Source organism: Aminobacter sp. Y103A (assembly GCF_030294925.1).
In the GTDB taxonomy this organism is placed as follows: domain Bacteria; phylum Pseudomonadota; class Alphaproteobacteria; order Rhizobiales; family Rhizobiaceae; genus Aminobacter; species Aminobacter ciceronei.
Genome location: NZ_AP017986.1, coordinates 1,227,074 through 1,242,485, shown reverse-complemented (window position 1 = coordinate 1,242,485; position 15,412 = coordinate 1,227,074). Strand labels below are relative to the sequence as shown.

Annotated in this window: 15 protein-coding genes and 2 pseudogenes; 9 read left to right on the top strand and 8 right to left on the bottom strand. The window is 60.5% G+C overall.

All coding sequences use genetic code 11. The annotated features are described in order from the left end of the window. Positions 1–58 precede the first annotated feature (58 nt). Positions 59–193: pseudogene (locus Amn_RS06080) on the bottom strand (transposase); the annotation flags it as partial. A 254-nt stretch (positions 194–447) separates the two neighbouring features. Between Amn_RS06080 and Amn_RS06075 the strand changes: the two are divergent. After that, positions 448–1,035: an aldehyde dehydrogenase family protein gene (locus tag Amn_RS06075; protein ID WP_010913801.1), complete on the top strand. Its 588-nt coding sequence runs from the start codon at positions 448–450 to the stop codon at positions 1,033–1,035. Here Amn_RS06075 and Amn_RS06070 read toward each other — a convergent pair whose 3' ends face one another. Genes Amn_RS06070 through Amn_RS06060 form a run of 3 tightly spaced genes read right to left on the bottom strand, consistent with a single transcriptional unit; the run spans position 1,036 to position 3,258 of the window. Next, the gene (locus tag Amn_RS06070) at positions 1,036–1,437 is read right to left on the bottom strand and encodes a ubiquitination-like system serine protease family protein (RefSeq protein WP_244420833.1); all 402 of its coding nucleotides are present in this window, start codon (positions 1,435–1,437) and stop codon (positions 1,036–1,038) included. Continuing rightward, positions 1,437–2,696, bottom strand: coding sequence for a ThiF family adenylyltransferase (locus tag Amn_RS06065; protein WP_286295166.1), 1,260 nt, complete (start codon positions 2,694–2,696; stop codon positions 1,437–1,439). Before Amn_RS06065 ends, Amn_RS06070 begins: the two co-directional genes overlap by 1 nt. Next, a complete protein-coding gene (locus Amn_RS06060; protein WP_244420604.1) occupies positions 2,602–3,258 on the bottom strand; it encodes a multiubiquitin domain-containing protein in 657 nt (218 codons plus the stop codon). The genes Amn_RS06065 and Amn_RS06060 overlap by 95 nt, the downstream gene beginning before the upstream one ends. 147 nt (positions 3,259–3,405) lie before the next feature. Here Amn_RS06060 and Amn_RS06055 point away from each other — a divergent pair, with 147 nt between their 5' ends. From Amn_RS06055 to Amn_RS06040, 4 genes are read left to right on the top strand one after another with little or no spacing between them, the layout of a single operon-like run. Further along, the gene (locus tag Amn_RS06055) at positions 3,406–3,612 is read left to right on the top strand and encodes a ribbon-helix-helix protein, CopG family (RefSeq protein ID WP_010913797.1); all 207 of its coding nucleotides are present in this window, start codon (positions 3,406–3,408) and stop codon (positions 3,610–3,612) included. Next, the gene (locus tag Amn_RS06050) at positions 3,609–4,256 is read left to right on the top strand and encodes a hypothetical protein (protein WP_010913796.1); all 648 of its coding nucleotides are present in this window, start codon (positions 3,609–3,611) and stop codon (positions 4,254–4,256) included. The genes Amn_RS06055 and Amn_RS06050 overlap by 4 nt, the downstream gene beginning before the upstream one ends. A gap of 15 nt (positions 4,257–4,271) precedes the next feature. Next, positions 4,272–4,799, top strand: coding sequence for a helix-turn-helix domain-containing protein (locus Amn_RS06045; protein WP_010913795.1), 528 nt, complete (start codon positions 4,272–4,274; stop codon positions 4,797–4,799). Continuing rightward, positions 4,796–5,752: an ImmA/IrrE family metallo-endopeptidase gene (locus tag Amn_RS06040; protein WP_010913794.1), complete on the top strand. Its 957-nt coding sequence runs from the start codon at positions 4,796–4,798 to the stop codon at positions 5,750–5,752. Before Amn_RS06045 ends, Amn_RS06040 begins: the two co-directional genes overlap by 4 nt. 592 nt (positions 5,753–6,344) lie before the next feature. Here the strand turns inward: Amn_RS06040 and Amn_RS06035 are convergent. Then, positions 6,345–7,313, bottom strand: coding sequence for an omptin family outer membrane protease (locus Amn_RS06035; protein WP_286295164.1), 969 nt, complete (start codon positions 7,311–7,313; stop codon positions 6,345–6,347). A gap of 485 nt (positions 7,314–7,798) precedes the next feature. Between Amn_RS06035 and Amn_RS06030 the strand changes: the two genes are divergently transcribed. After that, positions 7,799–9,133, top strand: coding sequence for an ISNCY family transposase (locus Amn_RS06030; RefSeq protein ID WP_286295163.1), 1,335 nt, complete (start codon positions 7,799–7,801; stop codon positions 9,131–9,133). Positions 9,134–9,330: 197 nt separating this feature from the next. Here Amn_RS06030 and Amn_RS06025 read toward each other — a convergent pair whose 3' ends face one another. From Amn_RS06025 to Amn_RS06015, 3 genes are all read right to left on the bottom strand, one after another. Continuing rightward, a complete protein-coding gene (locus tag Amn_RS06025; RefSeq protein WP_069091152.1) occupies positions 9,331–9,786 on the bottom strand; it encodes a GNAT family N-acetyltransferase in 456 nt (151 codons plus the stop codon). A 382-nt stretch (positions 9,787–10,168) separates the two neighbouring features. Beyond that, entirely contained in the window at positions 10,169–11,257 is a 1,089-nt protein-coding gene (locus Amn_RS06020; RefSeq protein WP_286295162.1) for a threonine aldolase family protein, read from the bottom strand. 70 nt (positions 11,258–11,327) lie between these two features. Further along, positions 11,328–12,203, bottom strand: coding sequence for an AraC family transcriptional regulator (locus Amn_RS06015; RefSeq protein WP_286295161.1), 876 nt, complete (start codon positions 12,201–12,203; stop codon positions 11,328–11,330). Between the two features lie 776 nt (positions 12,204–12,979). On the opposite strand from Amn_RS06015, the gene Amn_RS06005 reads away from it, so the two are divergent. The 3 genes and pseudogenes from Amn_RS06005 to Amn_RS05995 all read left to right on the top strand — a co-directional run. Beyond that, complete coding sequence (locus Amn_RS06005) at positions 12,980–13,672, top strand: OmpW/AlkL family protein (protein ID WP_286295160.1); 693 nt, start codon at positions 12,980–12,982, stop codon at positions 13,670–13,672. A gap of 196 nt (positions 13,673–13,868) precedes the next feature. Next, positions 13,869–14,996: a cytochrome P450 family protein gene (locus Amn_RS06000; RefSeq protein WP_286295159.1), complete on the top strand. Its 1,128-nt coding sequence runs from the start codon at positions 13,869–13,871 to the stop codon at positions 14,994–14,996. Continuing rightward, positions 14,963–15,253, top strand: a pseudogene (locus Amn_RS05995) (cytochrome P450); the annotation flags it as partial. The gene Amn_RS06000 and the pseudogene Amn_RS05995, both read left to right, overlap by 34 nt. Positions 15,254–15,412 lie beyond the last annotated feature (159 nt).

Below are 15,412 nucleotides of genomic sequence, written 5' to 3'. Positions count from 1 at the left end.
AACTTGATTGTTTGGATATAATGCATCCATGGGATGGATATGGGGCCATGCCCACCGGCGACAGCCGGTCCTGGATCTGAAACTCGGCCTGATCGTCCGAGAGGCAGTAGAGCGCCTGAAGCACCATGATCTTCAACATCATCACCGTATCGAAGGGCGACCGTCCTCCCTTGGCGCTTAGGAGACGGCGAAGCCGGATGGCCGAGGCCGTCTGAGCCTCGCGAAGAAAAAGCGGGCTCGGTTCACGAGCGCCCGGCACGCGCCTTCAGGCGCGCGGGCGCCATCAAGTGCCGGCAGATTGCCGCTTGCCGCGGCCGCCTGGACGCCATGCCTTGCGCTGCCGTTTTATCAGCTCGCAGGCTCAACGGCCGGTGCCCCCGCCAGGCGTGCCTCTGTGCCAACCGCTTGCACCTGAAATCTGCATAGCTGTTCGGCGCTATCGACCGCATGCCGCCACTCGGCACGCCGCCTGGCGAGCGAATTTTCGAGGTCTTGATCCATCCACTGGCGACGTGCTGGCGGAAATTTCCCGACATGGGGTCGAGGAGGCGCGCAGCGGTCGACCAAGCGTATATGGCGCAGGCTGGATGGGCGGCCATGACCGCCCGGGAGTGCTGCGACATGCTGTGGCGCTGGCATCAGCTGATCATAGACCATGCCGTCGGCCTTGCTGCCATTCTTGACGCGGAGATGGGCGAGCCGCTTGCGAAGCCAGTTCGAAGTCCCTCACGCGGCCCGCGTATCTGCATTGGTACGCCGAAGGCCAATCGTGTCTATGGCGAGACGATCTCCCCCGCCCTCGTCGGACCGGCGCATGCTGGTGGTCAAGCAGCCGGTCGGCGTTGCTGCCTCGATGGTCGCGCGCAGGATCCCGCCGGTGCTGGCGGCGGGCTGCGCGGTCATCCTCAAACTGCCGAACAGACGCCGCTTGTTGTTGCAGGCGCAATGATTGCGCTCGCGGCGGAGGCCGGCTTTCCCGAAGGCTTCGTCAACCTGATCTATGCATGCAAAGGCGATGCCATCGGCCGCAGCTGATTAGCCGATGAACTTGATCCACAGGCGCTTGATCCATGCGAGGATGGCCCTGAGCCCCTTTGGCTGGGCGCCGCGTTTGAGAAGGCGGTCGTAGGCGCGGCCGGCTTCGATCTGCTCGCGAGACATCTTGCCCGCCCAATGGATTCGGCCACGTTTGACAATGTAGTGTGAGCCACAAGGGAAGTCGTGGTTGCCGATCGACGGCCAGATCGAAGCGCCCTCGTCCTCCATGACAAGGTCATATTCGGTTGGAACGAGCGGTGTCGAAACCTCCTCGCCACAGCCACAGGCGCAATTGTGGAGGGCAACGTGGCATTGGCGCGACACGTAAAGAACCCCGTCGTCCAGCTGTTCGGGAATGTCTTCGACAAAGACCGTTGTAAGACAATCCACCCGAGCCATCATGCCCCCCGGTTGGTGATGTTGTTGCCCTCGATCATGTATGTCGCGTTTCTTTCGTTGCGCTCATCACGATAGAAGGTCAGCCAGCGCTTCCAGCGCATGATCGCCATGATCGCGTTCAACGAATTGAGCTCGGCGGTCTGGATCTCGGTTCCGTACACATCGGCCTCTTCATCGTCGTCACCGAACGACAGATGGGTCGCCACCTCCGCCCACGGCGTGCCGGGGGCAATGAAAGTCGCCCGTGCGCAACCGTCGAGCGTGTTGTGTTCGAGTCCAAGACCAATGCCAGTGTCGACGAATGGAATGCCCAGGCGAACCAACCCTTCGGCAATCACGCGCCGCGACGATCCCTTGTCAACACAGACGAAGACGAAGTCATATCCCGCAAATTCGTCAATGTTGTCAGCCTTGACCCTGGTGGGGTGCGGCTTCACGCCCTTGTGCATGCGCGCGTAAAGCGCTGCGTAATAATCGACCTTGCGGGGAAAATTCTTCGCCAGCACCGGTTCGGGAGCACCAGGCGAACGGAAAAGATTGTGGTTGAGAAGTTGGTCGTCGTCGTAGAGGTGGATCTCGGCAACGCGGGTCTTGGCGGCGAGATCGAGCAGATAGGCACCGGTGCCGCCGAGGCCGATGATCGCGACGCGGCCTCTGAGCTTGCGATTGGCGGCAACGATTCCGTAGCGGGCTGACGCAGAATCGGGGATCGCGAAGGGGCTATCGTCCTGCGCGCTGGCTAGCGTGACGCCTGTGCGCGCGTTCGCGGTCTTGTCGTGCGACCGCGCGGCGGAGCCGAGGTGCGATTCGTAGGTGACAACCTTGTCGTAAATGTTGGCATACTGGCCGGTCCCTTCTGGCTTCGACGAGAAATAGTGGTGGACCTTGATGTCGGACCCGACAGTCGCCTCGTTGCTGTTGTGAATGATATTGGTCATCGGCGCACCATCGCGATGGCAAGGCGTCTCTCCGGTGAACCACATGGTGTGGTCGGTCTGTGGAGATGCGGTCAGGCCTTGGGTATCCAGCGACAGAGTGCAGACAAGCGTGCCGCGGCCAAGCGACTTGTCGCGCTTCACGTAGGGGACGCTGTGAACGAGGAGAAGAACGAGCTCGCGCATCTCGAGCTCGAACCCCTCGTCCAGCAGCCGCTTCAGATGCGGATCACGACTTATCAGATCGGCGGACATTGAAGACCATCCCGTTCTTGACTTCGATGTTCTCGCCCTCCACCAGATCACCTTCCGCGCCGTGGACACCTTTCAGGTAGGTGATCGTGTACTTGAACTTCTCAAAGTTGGCGTCGGGGTAGGCGAGCAGTGCAATCTCGCGATAGCTGTGCTTTCTCCTGGGTACCGTGCGCGATCGACCGTTGACCTTGATGACCACCGTTTTCGCCTCGCGGCTGCGGATGCGCTCCACGCCCTGTCCGCCAAGAGTCACCGCGCCGTCAGCGGGAATGACCGTATCGCCGGCGCTGTCCAGGATCAGCTCGAGATCCTCGTCGATGCTCGCGTAGCGATAGATGTCGGCCGCGGAGATTGTCGCCGATCCCCACTCCCAGCCACGCTCGTTGACGGTGAAAGAAAAGGCCCTGTCGCCTTGGAATGAAAGGAACTCAGAGTGGGGCATCTCCCTGAAGTCGATCGCTTCCTCAAGGCCGATCGAACGCGATGTCCTGTCCGCTATCTGGATGAGAATATAGTCGCTGGCCGGATCAAGCCCACCGAGGGCGCGGACCTCGCGACCAGAAATGATGGCGTCATTGGTAGCCACCACGCGGCCGTCCAGCTTGAATGTAAAGTTCGTCACGTCAGGCATCGAAGCCTCCTTGTCTCTCATTCTGCACAAGACATATATGCAATTTTTAGCCAATGTCTAGCTAGTTAATAGCTATTTTATCCTCATTTTTTGATTGACAATTGTGGACTTTATAGCTACATAAAAAACACTGGTTAGGAGGCGCCTATGAAGCGCACGATGACGCTTAACTTGTCGGACGCGGAAATGAGCGTCCTTGAAACCATGTGTGAAGAAAAAGGACTGTCCAAAACCGCGCTCGTTCGCCAGGCGCTGCGGCTGTACAAATCAGTCGACGATCGACTGGCGCGTGGCGAAAAGGTGTTTGTCGAAAGCGCGGATAAGTCAGAAAAAGTAGAGCTGATGGTTCTATGAAAGAGCTGATCGATCGCGTCTTTCTCTTAAATCGCGCAACAGGCCGGTTCGAAGATGCAGATCTGTATCATGGCCTGGACAGCACGAATCTGGCGCATATCGAAGGACGCTGGCGGCCGCTTTTTGAGCTGCGTCGCAGGGAAGCCAAGGCCTCTCTTCAGACTCTAGCGGAGGTCAATGCCGAAGACGCCCATTGGGAATGGGGCAAGAAGGCGCTGGCTGCGCTGAACGACCCGTTCCTGTTCGATTTCTTCGTGCTCGAATGTGGTGGCAGCACACAGGCCATCATGATGACACGCAAAGGTGGCCAAGACTGCTTCAGTCGCCATCCCGAGCATCAGCGAGTGCCGCTGATCTACGTGGAGTTTCTGGCGACGGCGCCATGGAATCGACCAAAGCTGGTTGCTGAGCCGACTTACAAGGGTGCGGGGCGTGCGCTCGTTGGCACGGCCGTCAGCTTGAGCCTGGAAGAAGAGTTTGGTGGCCGGATCGGTCTGCATTCCCTTCCTGGCGCAGAAGTTTTCTACCGGGATGCGATCGGAATGACGGATCTTGGAGCGGATAGCGAAGGAGTGCATAAAGGGCTGAGATACTTCGAGCTTTCCAGCAGCGATGCTGCGACTTTCCTATCCGTGCAACACTAGCAAGAGGAGTCGACCATGAAATTACATTTCACTGCCGATTGGCTACGCAGCCATATCGAACATGATCCAGATGTCGATTGCGACGCGGGACTCCCGCTGCGCGATGCAGCTCCGCTTGAGCGTCTTATGCAGGAGAAGTCTCGTCACCAAGCAACTGCGGGGCAGCCTTCGGCTGCCTCTGAACACAAAACTGTTGTGCTGTTTAAATTGGTGCATCAGCTTCGACGCAAGGACGGATTGAGTATTGCGCAGTTGGCTGCCAAAATTCGTGTTGATGCGGCGGAATTGGAGAAGGTGGAGAAGGATCCCTGCTATGTTCCAGGCCCGCGTACCGTTCATCAGCTAGCCGAGTTCATTGGGGTTTCAGCACGTGCTGTGGAACAGCTGACCGCGGCGTCGTTTGCGCAGAACGACAATCTCACCGAAGCGGCGCATCGTTTTGCCGCGAGTTCGGACGACCTGTCGAAGCTAAGCCAGGCTGAAAGGCGCGACCTCAACGATTTCGTCAAGGTACTGGCGTCAATCGATAAGAAGAATGGATGACCATGTCCGCGATTGAGCCGATAATCGGGGACTTTGAGCGCCGAGATATCCATGAGCACATATCACGTCTGCTGCGTGATCTCGGCAATCCAGAGCCCCCGTTACGGCTCGAGCAGGTACGCGCGCTGCAAAAGCTTGACCTTACCTATTATAGCAAAGCGAACCTGAGCCTACTGGATGAGATCGCCCACCGGGCGCGAATCGCTGGCAACGAGATCACCAGCACGGCCAAGCGCATGGTCGATGTAGTCCAGCAATATGGCCTTCGTGGTATCCTGATGCTGAAGGAAGGCGACAAGCGAATCTTCATCGATGATGATGTAGCCGAGCTGAAGCGACGCTTCCTCATCGCACATGAGATTACACATGATCTTCTGCCTTGGCATCGCTCCCTGCTTCTGGGCGACAATGAGTCCACGCTGAACCCGACATTCCATCAGGCAATGGAGGCGGAAGCCAATTATGGCGGGCGCCACCTCTTGTTTCTCGGGGGAAGATTTCGTCCCGAAGCGCTGGACTGCTCATTTGAATGGAAGAGCATCGAGCAGCTTCGCAAGCGCTACGGGAACACCCTTACGACAACGCTTTGGCAAATGGTTTGCGAACGCGATCCGGACTTTCCTGCCTTCGGCGTTGTCAGCCGGCATCCCTATCACAGAGATATCTGCGAGAAGGCGGGGAATGACAACGTGGCCTATTTCCCGAGATCGAAAGCGCTTGCTGAGCACTTTCCCGGAATCACCACCGAAGTTGCCTATTCCGCGATCTGCGATCACGCAACCAACCGCAAGCGGGGTCCGGTAGGCGAAGGCGAAAGCATCTTTTATGATGCGAACGGCGAACCTCACATATTCTGGTTGCACAGCTTCTCAAATACCTATGATTTGCTCACTTACTGCATCTACAAGAAGAAACACCAACGCATTTCCCCCGTCGGCTACAGGGCAGCCTGATTCAGACGGTTATTTCAAGTGCCCGATGACAGCCAAAGGCGGCCGCTTGCGGCCCGAGGCTGCCGGAAAGCAATGCCCCGCATTCCAGCCGCTCAGTCGATCGTTGCGCTCTTTGAAGCGGACGAACTGTTGAGAGCTGTGGGATTCGGTAGCCGTATTTTGCCTTGTCGGGAGGCCTGAACGCGCCGCAGATAGCGGCCCATCAGCGGCCAAACGGTCGAGTCGATCAGTAAACCCTCGAGGACCTACCTGCCGTGGCTTTGAAAACGGCGGATCTGACAGATGCCCGTAAGGATCGCTGCCTTCGTTGGAAACCGGGTTTTCCCCGCTTCGCCTCGCAGCCGGAGCAGACCAGCTGCGAGATGCGGTCCGACGGATCGAAACTGCTGTCAGGGCGACCACACAAATCCGTCAGCAGCCGACAGGCTGCCCGCGCCAGGGGGCGAAGCCGGATGGCCGAGACCGCCTGAGCCTGGCGAAGAAAAAGCGGGCTCGGTTCACGAGCACCCGGCACGCGCCGTCAGGCACGCGGGCGCATCAGATTTCTGCGCCGTGCGGACATCGGTTTGGCGTTCCGGTCGCACTCGTTCAATCAGAACGAGGTCTTGATGCCGACCATCACTGTCGCCGCGGCAAAATCGCCGCCGATCCAGTCGTCTTCGCCGCCAGTCACGCCGCCGGTCGCAATGTCATAGGTGTTGTAGTCGCCGCGAGCGGTGAACACCTTTACGTAGGAACCGGAGACGAAGAAGCTGGTCCGCTCGTTGTACTGGTAGCCGACGCTGCCGCCGACCATCAGAACCGGCGCCGATTCGAAATCATCCTCGAAGCGCAGGTCACGCATCCAGTGATGATCGGTAGCGCCGGCCGAGAAGGTCGTGCCGCCCTTCAGCGCAAAGCCGAAGTTCCAGCGATCCTGGACATAGGTCGCATCGATGCCGGCGAAGGCGACCGGCAATTTCTGCTGGTAGCTGATGGCCTTTGCGTCTCCTGGGAAGTCGCCAACCGAATCCCGGAAGCCGGCAACGCTGTAGACATAGGAGCCGCCATAGGCAGTCCACTTGACCGAGGTGTACTTGAAACCACCGTTGACGTTGATCAGCAGCTGGTCGCTGAACTGGAAATCGTGGCCGAGCGCGACGGTTGCCGAATAGAAGTAATCAAGATCGGTGTCGGAATGGCGCGAACGGTTGCTCCAGTCGTTCCAGCCATCATTGGTCGAGAATGACGGGTTCCAGTCATAGTCTTCCATGTAGCTGTCGCCGCTGAAGGCGATCTGGCTGGAAAGCTTGGCGGTCCAGCCGGCCTCGCTGCGCGCCGTCATCTCGGCTGAAATGACCGCAGAGGTGCCTTCCCAGATAAGGTGGCTCAGCTTCGAGCCGCTGCCGGGAGCCTGATAGACCAGCTCGTTGGCCTGGATGTCGATGACGCCGACGCCGCCAACGAAAGAGAAATTGGGATTGTAGGGCGCCGGTTCGCTCGCCACCGCGTCGCTGGCCATCGCCGGCCAGGCAGCGAGCAACGCTGCCGCTCCACCAAAGACTTTCGCGTACAATTTCATAGGACTACCCTCATGGGAATGATCCGCCATTTGGTTATACGCAGCGTAACCGGGTGCACGTCACGTGCGGTCGTCTATGCAGCGCCCCTGTAGGTTGGCAAAATCGCCGCCCTCGGCTCTGTTCCTCAACACTCAAGGAAACGCTGTTAGCGTGACCCGATTGACGGCGGTTTGTGCCGATGCGTTCCGGGCAGCCGGCGTGACGGGAACCCATGCATTATCCGAGGCACACATTTGCGATCACGATGCTGGTTCGATTGCAGCGGCAGGCAGCGACCACGCCGGACCTCAATCCGCTGAGATCGTGCAGGTTGCTTTGAGCAGCCCATAGCAAACTCTCTAGTCTAGTGCGCGTCCATAAACGGCAAGCTGCTGATATTATTGAATGAATCCTGATTTTGGGTAGGCAAGGCCCGGCGGGTTCAGATACACTTCGAGATCAAGCCACTGATTCCAAAGCGTTTCTGCCACCGCCGGGGCCGACAATGCGCCAAGAACGCACCGTCCAATCCAGTGTATTTGATCTTTTCGCCGGACACGAGATCGGCTGTGAATTGAAAGCCATGTCGCAATGGCTGGACGAGCATCGCGAGCTTCTGAGCCTGGTGACGCGGGACCTGCGCCGGCACGATCTCAAGGAGACCGGCCGCGAGGGCCTGCCGGCGGAGGCTGTGCTGCGCTGCGCGCTGCTCAAGCAGCACCGCCAACTAAGCTATCAGGAACTGGCCTTTCACTTGGAGGATTCCGCCTCGTTCCGGGCTTTTGCCCGGCTGCCATGGGGGTGGAGCCCAAAGAAATCAGTCCTGCACAAGACGATCAGCGCGATCCAGGCGCCGACCTGGGAAGAAATCAACAAAGTACTGCTGGCAAGCGCCAGGCGAGAGAAGCTGGAAGGCGGCAAGGTCGTGCGCGTGGACAGCACCGTCACCGCCGCACTCGTCCACGAGCCGAGCGACAGCAGCCTGTTATGGGACGCTGTGCGGGTGATGGTGCGGCTGTTGCAGCACGCGGATGCACTGGGCAGCGCCATCCCATGGCACGATCACTGCCGCGCGGCGAAGAAGCGGTCCCGGTCGATCGAATATACCCGCGGCCGCCCGAAACGGGTGAAGCACTACCGCGAGCTGCTCAGGATCACACGCACCACCTTGGGCTATCTCCAGCAGGCGGCTGAGCAGCTGACCCTGGCGGCGAGCCCGGCCATTGAACTGTGGCAGGCCCAAGTCCGCCATTACCGGCCGCTGATCGAGCGGATCATCACCCAGACCGAACGGCGGGTCCTGGCAGGCGCTTTAAACGGGGCCGGCGAGAAGCTGGTGAGCCTGTTCGAGCCGCATGCCGATATCATCGTCAAGGGCAGCCGCGACGTCGATTATGGTCACAAGATCAATCTGACCACCGGTCGCAGCGGACTGATCCTCGATCTCGTCATCGAAGCGGGCAACCCAGCCGACAGCGAGCGTCTGCTGCTAATGCTGGAGCGCCACATCGCGTTTTACGGCGAGCCGCCGCGTCAGGCGGCGGCCGACGGCGGCTATGCCAGCCGCGCCAATCTGCGCCAGGCCAAGGCTTGGGGCGTGCGCGATATGGCGTTCCACAAGAAGAGCGCCCTCAGGATCGAAGACATGGTCAGCAGCCGCTGGGTCTATCGCAAGCTGCGCAACTTCCGCGCTGGTATCGAGGCCAGCATCTCCTGCCTGAAGCGCGCCTATGGCTTGGCCCGCTGCACCTGGCGCGGGCTCAACCACTTCAAGGCTTACGTCTGGTCCTCGGTGGTCGCTTACAATCTCGCCCTCTTCACCCGCCTCAGATCGACCTGACCCCCAGTCATCGGGCTGCGTTCAGGAGCACGCCGGCGAGCGCCGGCCGATACCCCTATGACCCCATTGCCGCCAGATCGACCCCCGGCCGCAACCTCCATGCCCTTGTACCATCACGCGTCCCCAAAACATCGCTTCAGCAGGCCAAAGACCACTGAAAACTCCGGGAAAACAGCCGTTTATGGACGCGCACTAGTCTAGATAATCCGAAAGAGCCGAGGGCCGAGTTCCTCGAACCCGTTGCGCAGGTAGAAATCGAGCGTGCGCTTCCATTTTGGTTGCCTGGGCGCTGCAAGCTCAAGTCGCTTCCAACCACGCGCACGGCCTTCCCGCGAGGCGACCTCAAGCAGTTGAGGGGCAATCCCTTTGGAGCGCTTTTCGGGTCGAACATACAGCTCCGAAATATAGCCGAACTTACCTCCTGCATAGATCGCCGTGCATTCATTCAGCACCATGATGCCGACCGGCTCGTCATCTGCACTTGCGATCACTGCGACCACGCCAGCGTCGGCAAGCATTATCTGCGCGCTTTGTCTCACGTCGTCGGGCGCGGGCGCTTTCCCGCCAGTGAGTTCATCGAGTAGCGCGTGAATAAAACGGACGACCGTCCCTGCGTCCGTTGCGTTGGCGCGGCGCGTAGATATGGAAGGCATATTTTCTCCTGCTAGTGGTCAAAATCCCGATTGATGCTGCCACCCCACGCAGATCCGACTCACTCTTTTAAGTAACTCGGACGAGTGAACAGCATTTTTCATCAAAAATATGATAAAAGAATGCGAAATATATATTACAGGCATGCAGTGTTCCGGATGACTTTAGCTCAATTGCGCAGATAGAGGAGCTTCTTACAGAAAATCAACCGGTCACATCGCAACTGCACGGTGAAGCCCCTTGCCGAGGTAAGATGAATTTGCAGGTCTGAGCCTGGACAAACGATACAGCCTGAGATGCCCGTGCGGCCAGTACGCTAGGACAATGCAGTCGAGCAAAGAGGACATCCGTGACGGGCGGCGAGAGCGCCCGACGGCGCCACACTCATTCGGCGCCAGCCGGAACAGCCGAGCCGACCGGTGCGCAGAGGCTGGTCGCCGCGCCGATCAAGTCGGACACGTCAGCCTCGGTCGTCGCGAAAGAGGTGACGAACCTCACGATCCCGGTCTGCCAGCGATCATGGTAGAAGCGGAATCCCATGTCGAGCAGCCCCCGGATCAGGGACATGGGAAGTCTGCAGAACAGGATGTTGGCCTCGGGACGCTGCTGGATTTTCACGCCTGGCACCAGGGCCAACCCCCGCGCGAGCGCCGATGCCATCGAATTGGCATGGGTCGCGTTGCGAAGCCAGACACCTTCCCTCAGATAACCGTCCATTTGCGCCGCCATGAAGCGCATCTTGGAACTCAACTGGCCGGCACGCTTTCGGCGAAAGGCTATCGTGCTCGCGAGATCTCCGCGGAACGAGACGACTGCATCGACCCCAAACGTTCCATTCTTGGTGGCGCCAAATGACACAAGGTCGACGCCGGCCTTCCACGTCATCTCGGCTGGCGAGCAGCGCAGAGTGACGAGGGCGTTGGCGAAGCGAGCACCGTCCATGTGGAGCGCCAGGTTCGCTGACCGGCAGATATGTCCGATCGCCTTGATCTCGTCGAGCGCGTAGACCGATCCCATCTCGGTCGCCTGCGTGATGCTGACGCTGGAGGGCTGGACCGAGTGGATATCGCCCACCATGCGCGTTGCATTGGCCGCCAAGGCGTCGATGTCGATTTTGCCAGCCTCGCCTGGAAGCTGCACCAACTTCGCACCGGCGGTGTAGAACTCCGGCGCGCCGCACTCGTCCCGGTTGATGTGTGCGTCGGCGTGCGAGAGGATGCTGCCCCATGGCGGCGTAATCGCCGCGAGCGCCAGCGCGTTTGCCGCCGACCCCGTCGAAACGAGGAACACGTCGACCGCATGCTCGAACACCTCGGCGAGCTGGCGCTCGACGGTATGCGTCAGCTCATCGTTGCCGTAGGGAAGCGCCTGACCCGACGCGCACGCGGTGATGGCTGCGATCACCTCGGGGGAGACGCCGGCGATGTTGTCGCTGGTGAAGTCGCGGGGGCGGGTCTGCTTGCTTTCGTTCATGGTCTGACGCTCGTTTCATCCATTGAGCGTCCAAGCTAGACGGTTCGCCGCGCGCTTTATTGAACGATATTCAAACCGAGAGGTAACGCGCCGGCGTCACCCCCAGCACCGCCTTGAAGTGCCGGGTCAGGTGGCTCTGGTCCGCGAACCCTACCGCGACGGCGACCTCGGCGACCTGCTGACCTCGCCTCAGCAGCCGTCGCGCCTCGTCGATGCGGACCTGGATCAGGTAGCGGGTGGGGGGCAACCCGAAATGCGCCTTGAAGCCATCGATCAACGTCGCCTTGGAGCATCCGGCGAGGGCGGCCAGGGCGGCGAGCTGCAGGACTTCGTCAAAGTGGGCATGGATGAAGTCACGCACGTCGCGGAACCTCGGTGGCACGAATTTTGGCCCAGCAACGCGCGATCCGCCGGCCTCTGCGAAGACGTGGGGAAGGAAACGGATCAAATACTCCTCGATCTCCAGTGCCGAGCTATGCCCATGTTCAAGCAGGCGCCAAAACGCGCTGAGGCCGTGTGCAACTGGGGCATTCTCCTGGAACGGGCTTTTGAAGTCGATCGTTCCGGGTTCGTTTTGGCCGCTGTCCTCAAGGACTTGCCGGATAAGGCCTTCGGGCATGTAGAAGATTTTCTGGCTCCAGCCAAGATCGTCACCAGCACCCCCGAAATGCGGTTCCCCGGGCGCGAAGGTCGCGACCGTGCCGCTACCGGCGTGCCAAACCTCACCTCGGCACCAAACATCATGGACGCCTCGCTCGATCAGCCCGATCAGATACTCGTTGTGGACATGCTTGGAGAAATCCTGCCGGTGATAGTCCGCCGCCAGGTAATCGAGCCCGCCAAGGACATCGGAGTGCTTCATCACCGCACGATTGCGCGGCGGCCGGCCCGGGGGTTCAGAACGACTACGCGCCTTTTCGCCGCATTCGATGGCTGTATCGGCCACTTGATGATCAATCCAGGTCGGTCATCACAACGATATCGTGCACACGTCGCGAATTTCAAACCGAAGCAGGATTAATTGCCGCCCGAAGAGGGGCCTGCTGCAGGGCGGGCAGCGGATTGGCGGGATTAATCGTGTTTCAAGCTTGGGATGTGGACCCGAGCGACGCGTGGCCGTTGCCGATATCAAGAAGAAGACCAAGCGCTATTCCCTCCGATCTGACGCATGAGGAATGGTCGCGGATACAACCGTTCCTGCCGGGCGCGGCCAAGACCGGGTGGCGCGTGGTGACGGACCTGCGCGAGGTCTTGAACGCGATCCGCTACATGGCCCGATCAGATGGCGGCTGGCATGCTGCCAAAGGATTTCCCGCCCATATCGGTCGCGGTCGAGACGCCTTACGGACATGCCCACGGACTGCGCCAACTGGCTGGAACGTTCCCCGGCCTGACGGCGAAGCAGCAGGCGCCGATCAAGGCGCTGAACGCAGAATACGCCACAACTCGAAGCCGAGGACGAGCGTGCCAACGAACTGCCGGCCGATGTTGACGAACGGCTACCAGGGGCGGCTACGGCTGCACTCATTGTCGGATCTTCGACGAAGTCGGACATGAGACACAGCGCTATCGGAGTGACCGCATTGTTTTCCAATGATTTTCTCATTTGGCACGACATATGCGGGGGCTATCCCGCATGAGCGCTCCGTCAATCTCGATTGATGCGAGCAGGATTCAATCAAGGCGCAGTGCGTCGCTTCTGAAGATCAAGGAGAGAAAAGTATGGCGAGAGCGCGAATTGGCGTGGCGCGGGCAATGACAGCGGCTGTCGTCCTCATCGTTGCGGGACAGGCCGGCGCGGCAGATGTTGGGCAAGCCGCGAGCGTCCCGCAGGCAGAAGCCTGCGTCGCGGAAGCGCCAAGCCCCTGGCAGATCCGCCTGCGTGCGTTGGGGGTGATCACCGAGGATTCGGGCTATGTCAATGCGGTGCCCGGCTCCGGTCTTTCGTATTCGGACACCGTGACGCCGGAACTCGATATCTCATATTTCTTCACGGACAACATCGCCGCCGAACTCATACTCGGCACCACCTATGCCAACATCGATGGCCAAGGTGCGATCGGCGGGCTGGGCAAGGTCGGCAAGGTTTGGCTGCTGCCGCCCACGCTCACATTGCAGTATCATTTTACCGATTTCGACGCCTTCAAGCCCTACGTCGGCGCCGGCGTGAACTATACGATCTTCTATCATCAGCAAGTCGGCAGCGCCGATTATCTCAAGGTCAAGAACACATTCGGCGCCGCGCTGCAGGTCGGATTCGACTACATGGTGGACGAGCACTGGGGCGTCAACTTCGACGTGAAGAAGCTTTTCCTCAGGCCCGACTTCGACGTCACTGTCGCCGGCGCCAAGCTCACGGGCAAGGCCAAGCTCGATCCCTGGGTGATAGGCGCAGGTCTCACCTACCGCTTCTGAGGACGAAGCACGGGGCACTTTTCGAAGTCCGCGCGCGGATCTTCCGTGCCGAGAAGTGGACCCGCGATGGTTCTTAAAGGAGCTGTTGGCATGCGCGTAGAAAACGATCATTGCGACGTGATCGGTGTGCCGGCCGCTCCCACGCAACTTGATCGTCTTTCTTCTGCGATTCTGCGGCAGGGGGGGGATGGCGCGAGTGTCGCTGCCAGGCGATGTGGTGACCTGGGCGGCAGCCCGTCACCAGACGCTCAGGCAGATGCTTTCCGACCAGCGTTTCAACAAGGACTGGCGACAGTGGCGGGCGCTGCAGGACGGCGAGATTCCCGAGGATCATCCGCTGATCGGGATATGCAAAGTGGACAACATGACCACGGCGCACGGCGCCGATCACCGGCGCTTGCGCGGCCTGCTGTCCAGCAGCTTCGCGCCCAGTCGTATCGCCTTGCTGGCGCCACGGGTCGAACAATGCGTCGATCGACTCCTGGCCGAGATGGCGCAGCGCGGCGGCAGTGCCGATCTGATGAGCGAGTTCGCCGCTCCGCTGCCCACCAACGTGATCGCCGAACTGTTCGGTTTGCCGGACGAACAGCGCGAAGAGATCGTCGCGCTCACCTACAGCCTGGCCAACACCTCCGCCACAGGCGAAGAGGTGCGACAGACGCGGCAGCGCATCCCGGAGTTCTTCCGTCGCCTGATCGCGCTCAAGCGGGGCCAGCTCGGCGATGATCTGGCTTCGGCCCTGATCGTCGCGCGTGACAAAGGCGAGCTCGTTTCCGACACCGAGCTCATCGACATGCTGTTCATGGTGCTCTCTGCGGGCTTCGTGACCACCGCCGGCGTCATCGGCAATGGCGTGCTGGCATTGCTGACGCATCCGCAGCAACTGCACCTGGTGCGCAGCGGCCAAGTTCCGTGGTCACAGGCGATCGAGGAGATCCTGCGCTGGGGCAGCTCAGCGGCCAATCTGCCGTTCCGCTATGCCACCCAGGACGTGGAGATCGACGGATGCCTGGTCCGCCGCGGCGATGCCGTCCTGATGGCGTTCCACGCGGCGAACCGGGACGAAAAGGCCTTCGGTCCCGGCGCCAACAGGTTCGATGTCACCCGGCGGCACAACCCGCATTTGTCATTCGGCGAGGGGCCGCATTCCTGCCTGGGCGCTGCGCTGGCGCGCCTGGAATTGCGCTGCGCCTTCCCCGCGCTGTTCGGGCGGCTGGAGGATCTGGCGCTGGCCATCGCCGCGGAGGACGTCGTCTACATGCCGTCTTACGTCATTCGCTGCCCGCAGCGCCTGCCGGTCAGCTTCCGCCCTTCCGTCGCTTAGAGAGTGCGGCATTCACCCCGGATTCGGTGATTCTCGGTTCGCCGGGGTGGCTGGTCTCGCACGAGGGGGGCGAGCATGCCCGGTTACGCACGATCGTGGCGCCGGCCTTCAGCAATCGCAGGGTGAAGCTGCTCGCGCAGCAGGTCGAGGCGATCGCCACGCAGTTGTTCGAGACGCTGACGGCCCAGCCCCAACCCGCCGACCTGCAGCGCCACCTCTCCTTTCCGCTACCGGGCGTGGTCATCAGCGCGCTGATGGCGAATGCGCAAGCACGCTGAGCAAAGCCGAGCGGGGAACAACTACCGGGATTCCCGGCTGACCGTGACGACCTGGCCCGACTTTACGCCCTTGAGCCCGGCGACCTCGATCTGATCCGGCGTCGCCGATGGGGACAAGGATCTCTCCGAGCCTGCACT